The sequence below is a fragment of the Rhodoblastus sp. genome, from assembly GCF_041915505.1.
Classification (GTDB): Bacteria; Pseudomonadota; Alphaproteobacteria; order Rhizobiales; family Beijerinckiaceae; genus Rhodoblastus.
This window is the reverse complement of record NZ_JAYSBG010000161.1, coordinates 1-7,778: the sequence shown is the minus strand read 5'-3', so window position 1 is coordinate 7,778 and position 7,778 is coordinate 1. Positions and strand designations below refer to the sequence as shown.

Sequence of the window (7,778 nt, the reverse complement as noted above, 5' to 3'; positions counted from 1 at the left end):
ATGGCGCGAGCGCGTCCTATGTCGCCGGACATCCGGGCGCTTTCATCAGCCGCGAGTCCAGCTTCAACTTCCATCAATATCAGGCCGGCCGTCCCGGTTTCGGCCCCATCCGCGTCTTCGGCGACGAAACCTTTCACGGCGCCGGCTGCGGCTACAACATGCATCCGCACCATAATTTCGTGATCTGCGCCTTCGTGCTCGAAGGCGAGCTGACTCATATCAACACTGCCGGCGAAGGCACGGTCGATCGGCTGCGCCAGGGCGATTATTACGTCTTCTCGGCGGGCTCGGGCGGCAAGCATTGCGAGTTGAGCATCAGCCCCGAGGATATGAACGCGATCTATCTCTGGGTGCTGCCGAACCAGCTCTATCTTTCGCCCTCCTACCATCGCAGTCATTTCGATCTGCGGACGCGCCGCAACCAGATCGTGCAGCTGGTTGGCGACGCCGACGGCGCCCTGCCGTTCCCGCAGGATCTGCGCGTGTCGCGCCTGGCGACCGATCGCAGGGGGACCTTCACCTATATCCCGCGCTCGCTGGAACATGGCGTCTATCTTTTCGTCGCCGATGGAACGCTGACCTGCGGCGACACGGTTCTCGGTCGCCGCGACAGCCTCGGCGTGTCGGGCGTGAAAACGCTCGAATTCGAAGCCGCCGACACCACCGACGTCTTCATCGTCGAAACCGCGATGATCGACGACGACAAGATTAAGGTCTGGGAAAAGAAACAGGCCGAAGCCGCCTGAAAATCGACGCGCCACGGCGCAAAGGAGCCCGATCATGCCAATCATGGATGTCCGCTACGCCGCCGGCAGCCTCGACAAACAGGCCAAGGCCGCACTCGCCCAAAAACTCACCGACGTGCTGATCCGGATGGAGGGAGGCGCCAATACGCCTGGCGGCCGCGGCTTCGCCTGGGTGTTCTTCACCGCCTTCGCCGAGGACGACTGGTGGATCGGCGGCAGCACGGGCGCCGATTACGTCGCGCCGCCCGGCAAATTCCTGGTCCATATCGCCATACCCGAAGGCTATATGAACATCGCCCACAAGAACGAAGTTCACGCCTGGGTGGCCACCGCCATCGCCGAGGTCACGGGCGGCGGCGCCGGCGGCAGCATCCTTACCGTCATTGATGAGGTGACCGAGGGCGATTGGGGCAATGCCGGCCGTCCGATCAGCCTCGAAAGCATCGCCGAAACAGTCGGCCAATCGAAACAGGGCGAACGTCTGCGCTGGTCGCGCGCCTATTTCGAGGCCAAGGCCCGCGCTATGGCGGCCGCCGGCTATCCAAAGGACGCGGGCGGCCTGTTCCCGTCGCTGACCCCGCATGAACCGGCGCGGAGCACGCCGTCCATTGCCGTTTCAGGCTCTTGATTACACTCCTCCCCGGTGCGTCGGCTTGCCGCCGCCGCGCTATGACCTTGCCTGTAAACGAAAGGAACGGACTGATGACGAACTACGAGGCTTCACGTCGCCATTTCCTCCACATGGCGACAGCCGGCGCCGGAGCGACGGCCTTGCTCGCCGCTTCGAGCGGCGACGCCCTCGCTTATCAGGGCAATATGGAGCGCGCTCTGGAACAGCTTCAGGGCGCTCTTTATTCGCTGCGCCGGGCCACGCCCGACAAGGGCGGTCACAAGGCGATCGCCATCGGACTCATCGAACAGGCGATGGGGGAAGTGCAGGCCGGCATCGATTACGCCGCCCAGCACTTTGGCGATTGATTGTCGAGGCGTCACTGTCGGCAGACGACTTCATGACGCCGCCCGGCAGGGCGTCAACCGACCGGACGGGCGCGATCCAGCATCAAGCAACGATTGCATGAATCGAATATTTTCCCTGCGGGCCTGCTTCACGGGCGCCATCACGGTCCTGGCCTTCGTCGGGCAGGCCCGCGCGACCGAGGCGCGTTACGCGTGCAGCGGCGGCGCGAAACTGACAGCCCGGTTCTCGCCGCCGAGCACGGAGGCAGGGACCGTCGCGCTGACCTTCGAAACCGGGGAGACCATCGTCTTGCCGCAAGTGATGTCCGCCGACGGGGGGGCGTTATGCCGGCAAGGGCGTCGAATTCTGGATCAAGGGCAGGAGCGCGACATTGACCCGCGATGGCGACAGCGAGACCTGTTCGACGAAGTGACGTCGTGAAAGGATCAGGAGCCCGATTGCCGGGACGCGACACTGGCGGCGGGGAAGACGATCTGTTGAACGGGCTCGAATTCGGACGAAGCGAGATGAAAACCACGAAAAGCTGGCCGGGGTTCTGGGACAATCTGATCCCGCTGAAAGGGGGGCTCTCCGGCCCCCAGCTCGCCGGCTGGACCCCGGGGCCCGCCGCGCGCTCCGGCCTCGGCTGCCGCGTGCTGGCGGATGAAATGATCGAGGTCGCGCCTTCCGTAGCCCTGGCGGCCGACGTCTATTTGCCCAAGGACCCGGGGCGATATCCGGCGGTCATCGCTTTTGCCGCCTATTCCAAGGAACTGCAGGCCGCAGGCGTTCCAGCCGGCAATAATGAGACGGGCAGCCCGCCCGTTTTCACGGATCGCGGCTACGCCCATGTCATTGTCACCCGGCGGGGCATGGGCCGTTCCGGCGGCGAGGATGCGGTCTTCCTGAACGACGCCGACGTCGCAGACCACGCGACAATCATCCGATGGGCTTCCGAACAGTCCTGGTGCGACGGGCAGGTCGTGCTGTTCGGCACATCCTATTACGGCCTCACCCAGTTGCAGGTCGCGCGTCTTCGCCCTCCCGCCTTGAAGGCTTTTTTCGCCATCGAGACCTGCACCGATTATTTCCGGCACATCGCCATGTACGGCGGCGCGCCACAGCCGGATTTTTTCGCGCTTTGGGCGGGGGCGAATTTCACGCCGTTCCAGTTCAAACTCCGCGTGCCGCCTTTGGCCCGCGCCGTGGTGAGCCACATCACGAACTCGCCGCTGAAACGACTGTGGGAGCCGCTGCTGCGACGGCGCATGGCCCGCATCATGAAAGGCTTCGAGCGGCTGAAGCCGGCGTGCCCGACGCGCGAAACCTTCGCCGCCCTGATGCTCGACAGCAAGACGCGCGCAAGCTGTCCGCTGCCCGACGGCCCGTCCGGCGGGCTACACGCCATAGAGGCGCCCTTCGTCGTCGTGCAGAATCCGGGCTATCTCAACCTGCACCAGTTCGGTTCGTATGACCTGTTTGAAAACGCCGCCACGCCTGCGGACCGCAAATGGCTCATCATCGGTCCCGCGGAATTTGAACTGCCGGCCTATCATTGGCAGCTGGAGGCGCTCTCCTTTTTCGATCATCTCGTTTACGGCGCCGAGAACGGCTATGCCGCCCAGCCGCGCGTGCGCTACTGGGCCGCTGGGGCCGAAGATTTTCGCGCCGCCGCCGACTGGCCTCTCCCGGGCGGAGCGCCGTTGCGGCTCTACCCGGCTTCCAATGGCGCCGACGCCGTCGTGCACCGGCTCGTTCGCGCTCCGGAAGCGGGGTCGAACCGATGGGCGGCTGTGCCGTTCGGCGCTATCGTCACGCCGGGATTTGATGACGTCGCCAATCAGGTCCTGAGCTTCGAACTGGCGATCGAGACTGAAATCGAGCTGACCGGCCCGGTGACGCTGAACCTTTCTTTCAGCTGCAATGAACTCGACTCCCATATCATCGCCCGTACGGGGCGCGTCGCGCGCGACGGGACCGTTGAGATCCTGTCGATGGGTTCGATCCGTCCCGCCTGCCGCCGGATCGACGCGGCGCGCTCCACCGCAACCGAGATCGCGATCGACATCGATACACCTGAGCCGCTGACGCCGGGCGATCCGGTCCTCCTGCGCTTCAGCCTGACGCCTCAGCCCGTCGTTCTGAAGCCGGGCGAGCGCCTGCGGCTCGATATCGGCAGTCGCACCGATCTGCTGCGCAGCGACGTCAGCCACGGCCACGCGCAATTCGACATGCAGGTTCCGCCTTATTTTTCGAGGAACACCCTGCATTATGGGCCGGACACCTTCCTCGAAATCACGGTCGCAAACCCGAACAGCGAGAGGTCGCATCGATGAACATTTCCTTCCTGCATTCCCACGGAGCCGAAACGCCGATCAAGATCCCGGCCATCGGTCTCGACCTCTTCGTTCGCATGCCCCCCTCGGCCAGCGGCGGCGCCTTCTGCTTCATCGAGACGATCAACGCGCCCGGCGCCGGTCCGCCGCGGCACCGCCACAAGGAGGCGGAGATTTTTCGCGTCCTTGAGGGACGCTATCTTTACGAAATGGACGGACGGCGTTTCTACGCAGAGGCGGGCGACGTGGTCAGCATTCCCGGCGGCGCAGAACATGGCTTCGTCAATGTGACCGACAGGCCGGCCCGGCAATATATTTTGATGGCGCCGGCGCTCGACGCCGAAGCCTTTTTCACGGAGCTGGCGGGAACGATGCGGAATGGAATTCCCGACCAGTCCCTTCTCAACGCTTTTGGCGTCAAATGGGGCGTCGAATTCCTCGGGCCGCCGCTGAAAGCCAGCGACCGGCCGACCGGCTGACAGGGCGTCAGGGCGCGACCGGCGGCTTGTAATCGAACGTCGCCATGAAAAGCGCAGCGAGAAACAGGGCGACTGGAAAGTGGATAATGAACTGGATCGCTGTATAGCCGATCAGGTCTTTGGCCTTGAGGCCGAGAATGCCGAGAAGGGGCAGCATCCAGAACGGATTGATCAGGTTCGGGAGCGTTTCGGCGATGTTATAGACCATCACGGTCCAGCCGAGATGCGCCCGCACCTCATTGGCGGCAGCCATGACATAGGGCGCCTCCACGATCCATTTGCCGCCGGCCGACGGGATCAGAAACCCGAAAAAGGCCGAATAGACGCCGACGAAAAAAGCGAAGGCGGTCGAATTGACAGAGGCGTCGACGAACCATCGCGCGATGGCGTCGGAAAGCGTGGCGCCCGTCGCGTTCGGGACCTTCGTCAGCATCTGGGCAATCGCGCCGTAAAATGGAAATTGCAAGAGCAGGCCAGCGATGGACGGGGTCGCGCGCGAAAACGCCGTGAGGAGACTGCGCGGCCGCCAGTGCAGCAGAATGCCGAGAAACAGGAAGATGAAATTGTAGGTGTTGAGGCTGGAGATCGTCTGCGACGGCGCGGCCTCGCGAAAACTTTGCCATATCCATCCCAAGCCGATGAGCGCCACCAGAATGGTCAGGATCGGGCTGTGCTCGAGATAATCGCCGGGACGCGCCGACGGTTCCGGCGCCGCTGTCCCGTCATCGAGGCAAACGCCAAGATCCTGCGCGGTGCGCGCGGAAAAATCGTCCGGCGCGGTCAGGCGGCAGACGACGGCCGAAAGCAGCGTGACGACAACGATCGTCACGCCGTTCTGCCAGGTCAGGATGGTGTCCGAAAAGGCGATGACGCCCGTGATGGGCATCAGAGACGCCGGAATGCTGGCGGCGTTGGCCTGCATTTGCGCCGCCGAGGAACTGACGCCAAGCGTGAAGCCGCAGCCGAGGCCCAGATAGGAGGCGGCGCCGGCGGCGCGATAATCCAGCCTTATATCGTCGCGGCGCGCGAGCTGGCGCACGAGAAGCGCGCAAAAAATGAGGCTCAGCGCCCAGTTCAGGAGGGAGAGGCCAATGCTGAGCACGCCGAGGGCCACGACGGCCGAGCGGCCGGAAGCGGGCCGCGCCGCCAGCCATGCCAGAAAGGCGCTGGCCGGCGGCGATGTCGCCAACACATAGCCGCCGATCGCCATCAGCGCCAATTGCATCGTGAATGGGATGAGGGTCCAGAATCCGTCGCCGAAGGCGCGCGCCGTCGCTAGCGGGGAGCCGCCATGCAATGTCGCGGTCGCGGCGACCAGCACGACGGAAAGCAGGACGAACACATAGGCGTCGGGGAACCATTGTTCCGCCAGCCGCACGAAACGCTCCGCCAAGGCGGAAGGCGCTTTCCGCGTACGGCTGCCGCGACGCTCCTCGGCTCGGTTGTCGTTTCGGCCGGACGTCAACCGCGCCACCGTCGGCGCCGTCGCGTCGCAAAGGGCGCCGCCGCGCGCGACGCCAGGGCTTGCCAAAACTCTTGTAATATATTATCGTGACGCATTATAATCTTGGCTGACAGGTTTGCTGCGGCGCGAGGCTCCGCTCGCGAACGTCAGGATAAATGCGAAAAGCGCCGTCAGGAAAGAACATTGGAAAAAAATCTGCGCGAACAGATCGTTCAGCATGTGCGCTCGGAAATCATCTCCGGCCAAAGCGCGCCAGGCAAAATGTATTCCGCGCCGACGCTGGCGGCCGATCTTGGCGTATCCACGACCCCCGTGCGCGAGGCGCTGCTCGAACTCGCCCGCAATGGCCTGATCGAGCCGATGCGCAATCGTGGATTCAAGGTTGTTGAGCCGACGCTGGTCGAGTTGCACAATCTTTTCGACCTGCGCGAACTCATCGAAGCACGCGCCGCTGAAATCGTCGCGCTCAATCGCGGCAAGGGGCTCGACGGAATCGAACGCTATGCCGACGAGGTCGGACTCGCGGTGGATAACGACGACGTTCCGGCCTATCTCGAAGCGGACAGGCGTTTCCACCACGCCTATATTGCCGCCGCCGGCAATGCGCTGATGACGGAAATGGCGCTGGGCCTGAGAGACAAGATGCGCCTTTACGGCATCAGTTCGCGGGCGGGCCGCGAAAGGCAGGTCGCCTCAGTCGCCGAACATTACCGGCTCGTCGAACTCGCGCGCGCGGGCAAGGTCGAAGAAACGAAGGCCTTGCTGAAGCAGCATATCCGCACCTGGGAACCGATTTTCGCCGACGCCATCCACAAGAACGCCCGCGCGCCGAGCCCACTCCGGGCCTGAGATTGAGCGCCGATGGCGTGAGCCAAATCGGCGCTCATGAATGAAAAGCAGGTCAGCGGCTTGCCCCGCCCGATTGCTTGTGCATGACGCGTTCGTGGATCGCGAGGCAATGTGCGACGAGGTTCGGCCGCGAGGCGACGAAGTTTTTGAGCGGCGTGTCGATGTCGAAAAAATGGATATTGGCGATGAAGCCGTATATTCCGGCGTCAACGCTGGTCGGCTCGGCGCCATGGGTAAAGCCGCCATCGGGAATGAAGTCGGCAAGGACGCCAAGATCGGCGAGTCCGCGTTCGTAAGCGGCGTCCGGCTCATAGCGGCCGATTCCCTGATAGAAATACCGTTGGAAATTGAATTCGCGCGCTTTGGCCAATCCTTCTTCGGTCAGGCTGGGATGTTCGCGCAGGAGCGCGGCGCGAAAAGCCGGCCAATAGCGGTCGTCCTTCCAGCGCGAATAGGACATCACCCAATAGAGATCGTCGAGCAGGCGCGTCACAAGCAGGTTTTGCGCGCGCTGCTTCTCGCTCAAGGCGCGATCGATCGTAAGGCCGTGCCGCCGTGTGAGGTGGGCGATGATGGTTTCGCTGTCGCCGACGGTTTCGCCACCGTCGACGATGTAGGGAAGCTGGCCGCGCGGCGCTCCCGATGCGTCGAAAAGATGTTCATGGACGAAGGGCAGACCGACAAGCCGCAAGAAAGCAAAAATCTTGAGGCCATAGCCGTTGTTGTCGGCCACGCCAAAAAGAGTGGGATAGGAATATAAGGCGATCGTCACTGCGATGCTCCACCAGACGCCGGGAGGGCGTGGTCTCAGGGCCCGATCCAGGCGGTTGCAACCTCGATCAGGGAAGGTCGGCCGGCCTTGAGCGCCCGCGCGAAGGCGGCGGCGAAGGCGTCGTCGGAATCGACCTGCGTCGCCTCGAGCCCGTAGCCTTTAGCGATGGCGAC

Annotated in this window: 10 protein-coding genes and 1 pseudogene; 8 read left to right on the top strand and 3 right to left on the bottom strand. The window is 63.6% G+C overall.

Features of this window, described 5'->3' with window-relative positions:
• The 7 genes and pseudogenes from ACE3S9_RS11305 to ACE3S9_RS11275 form a co-directional block, all read left to right on the top strand.
• Positions 1 to 746 (top strand): pirin family protein (locus tag ACE3S9_RS11305; RefSeq protein ID WP_374546562.1); only part of this gene is annotated, 746 nt, incomplete at its 5' end.
• 34 nt (positions 747 to 780) lie between these two features.
• Positions 781 to 1,374 (top strand): 4-oxalocrotonate tautomerase family protein, encoded by a 594-nt coding sequence (locus tag ACE3S9_RS11300; protein WP_374546560.1) that lies wholly within the window; start codon positions 781 to 783, stop codon positions 1,372 to 1,374.
• A 74-nt stretch (positions 1,375 to 1,448) separates the two neighbouring features.
• Positions 1,449 to 1,724: a hypothetical protein gene (locus tag ACE3S9_RS11295; protein ID WP_374546559.1), complete on the top strand. Its 276-nt coding sequence runs from the start codon at positions 1,449 to 1,451 to the stop codon at positions 1,722 to 1,724.
• Positions 1,725 to 1,821: 97 nt separating this feature from the next.
• Positions 1,822 to 1,983 (top strand): annotated as a pseudogene (locus ACE3S9_RS11290) (hypothetical protein); the annotation flags it as partial.
• Between the two features lie 91 nt (positions 1,984 to 2,074).
• Complete coding sequence (locus ACE3S9_RS11285) at positions 2,075 to 2,137, top strand: hypothetical protein (protein WP_374546564.1); 63 nt, start codon at positions 2,075 to 2,077, stop codon at positions 2,135 to 2,137.
• Between the two features lie 94 nt (positions 2,138 to 2,231).
• The gene (locus ACE3S9_RS11280) at positions 2,232 to 4,040 is read left to right on the top strand and encodes a CocE/NonD family hydrolase (protein ID WP_374546558.1); all 1,809 of its coding nucleotides are present in this window, start codon (positions 2,232 to 2,234) and stop codon (positions 4,038 to 4,040) included.
• The gene (locus ACE3S9_RS11275; RefSeq protein ID WP_374546557.1) at positions 4,037 to 4,519 is read left to right on the top strand and encodes a cupin domain-containing protein; all 483 of its coding nucleotides are present in this window, start codon (positions 4,037 to 4,039) and stop codon (positions 4,517 to 4,519) included. Before ACE3S9_RS11280 ends, ACE3S9_RS11275 begins: the two co-directional genes overlap by 4 nt.
• A 7-nt stretch (positions 4,520 to 4,526) precedes the next feature.
• On the opposite strand, the gene ACE3S9_RS11270 is transcribed toward ACE3S9_RS11275, so the two are convergent.
• The gene (locus ACE3S9_RS11270) at positions 4,527 to 5,912 is read right to left on the bottom strand and encodes a short-chain fatty acid transporter (protein WP_374546556.1); all 1,386 of its coding nucleotides are present in this window, start codon (positions 5,910 to 5,912) and stop codon (positions 4,527 to 4,529) included.
• 255 nt (positions 5,913 to 6,167) lie between these two features.
• On the opposite strand from ACE3S9_RS11270, the gene ACE3S9_RS11265 reads away from it, so the two are divergent.
• On the top strand, positions 6,168 to 6,833 hold the full coding sequence (locus ACE3S9_RS11265; RefSeq protein ID WP_374546555.1) for a GntR family transcriptional regulator: 666 nt from the start codon (positions 6,168 to 6,170) through the stop codon (positions 6,831 to 6,833).
• Positions 6,834 to 6,885: 52 nt separating this feature from the next.
• On the opposite strand, the gene ACE3S9_RS11260 is transcribed toward ACE3S9_RS11265, so the two are convergent.
• Together ACE3S9_RS11260 and ACE3S9_RS11255 are read right to left on the bottom strand one after the other, a co-directional pair.
• Positions 6,886 to 7,605 (bottom strand): glutathione S-transferase C-terminal domain-containing protein, encoded by a 720-nt coding sequence (locus tag ACE3S9_RS11260; protein WP_374546554.1) that lies wholly within the window; start codon positions 7,603 to 7,605, stop codon positions 6,886 to 6,888.
• 35 nt (positions 7,606 to 7,640) lie between these two features.
• Positions 7,641 to 7,772: a hypothetical protein gene (locus tag ACE3S9_RS11255; RefSeq protein WP_374546563.1), complete on the bottom strand. Its 132-nt coding sequence runs from the start codon at positions 7,770 to 7,772 to the stop codon at positions 7,641 to 7,643.
• Positions 7,773 to 7,778: the final 6 nt, after the last annotated feature.

Excerpts from the sequence above, each read along its gene's own strand:
- ACE3S9_RS11300 (WP_374546560.1), top strand. The coding sequence starts at position 781 with ATGCCAATCATGGATGTCCGCTACGCCGCCGGCAGCCTCGACAAACAG.
- ACE3S9_RS11295 (WP_374546559.1), top strand. The coding sequence starts at position 1,449 with ATGACGAACTACGAGGCTTCACGTCGCCATTTCCTCCACATGGCGACA.
- ACE3S9_RS11280 (WP_374546558.1), top strand. The coding sequence starts at position 2,232 with ATGAAAACCACGAAAAGCTGGCCGGGGTTCTGGGACAATCTGATCCCG.
- ACE3S9_RS11275 (WP_374546557.1), top strand. The coding sequence starts at position 4,037 with ATGAACATTTCCTTCCTGCATTCCCACGGAGCCGAAACGCCGATCAAG.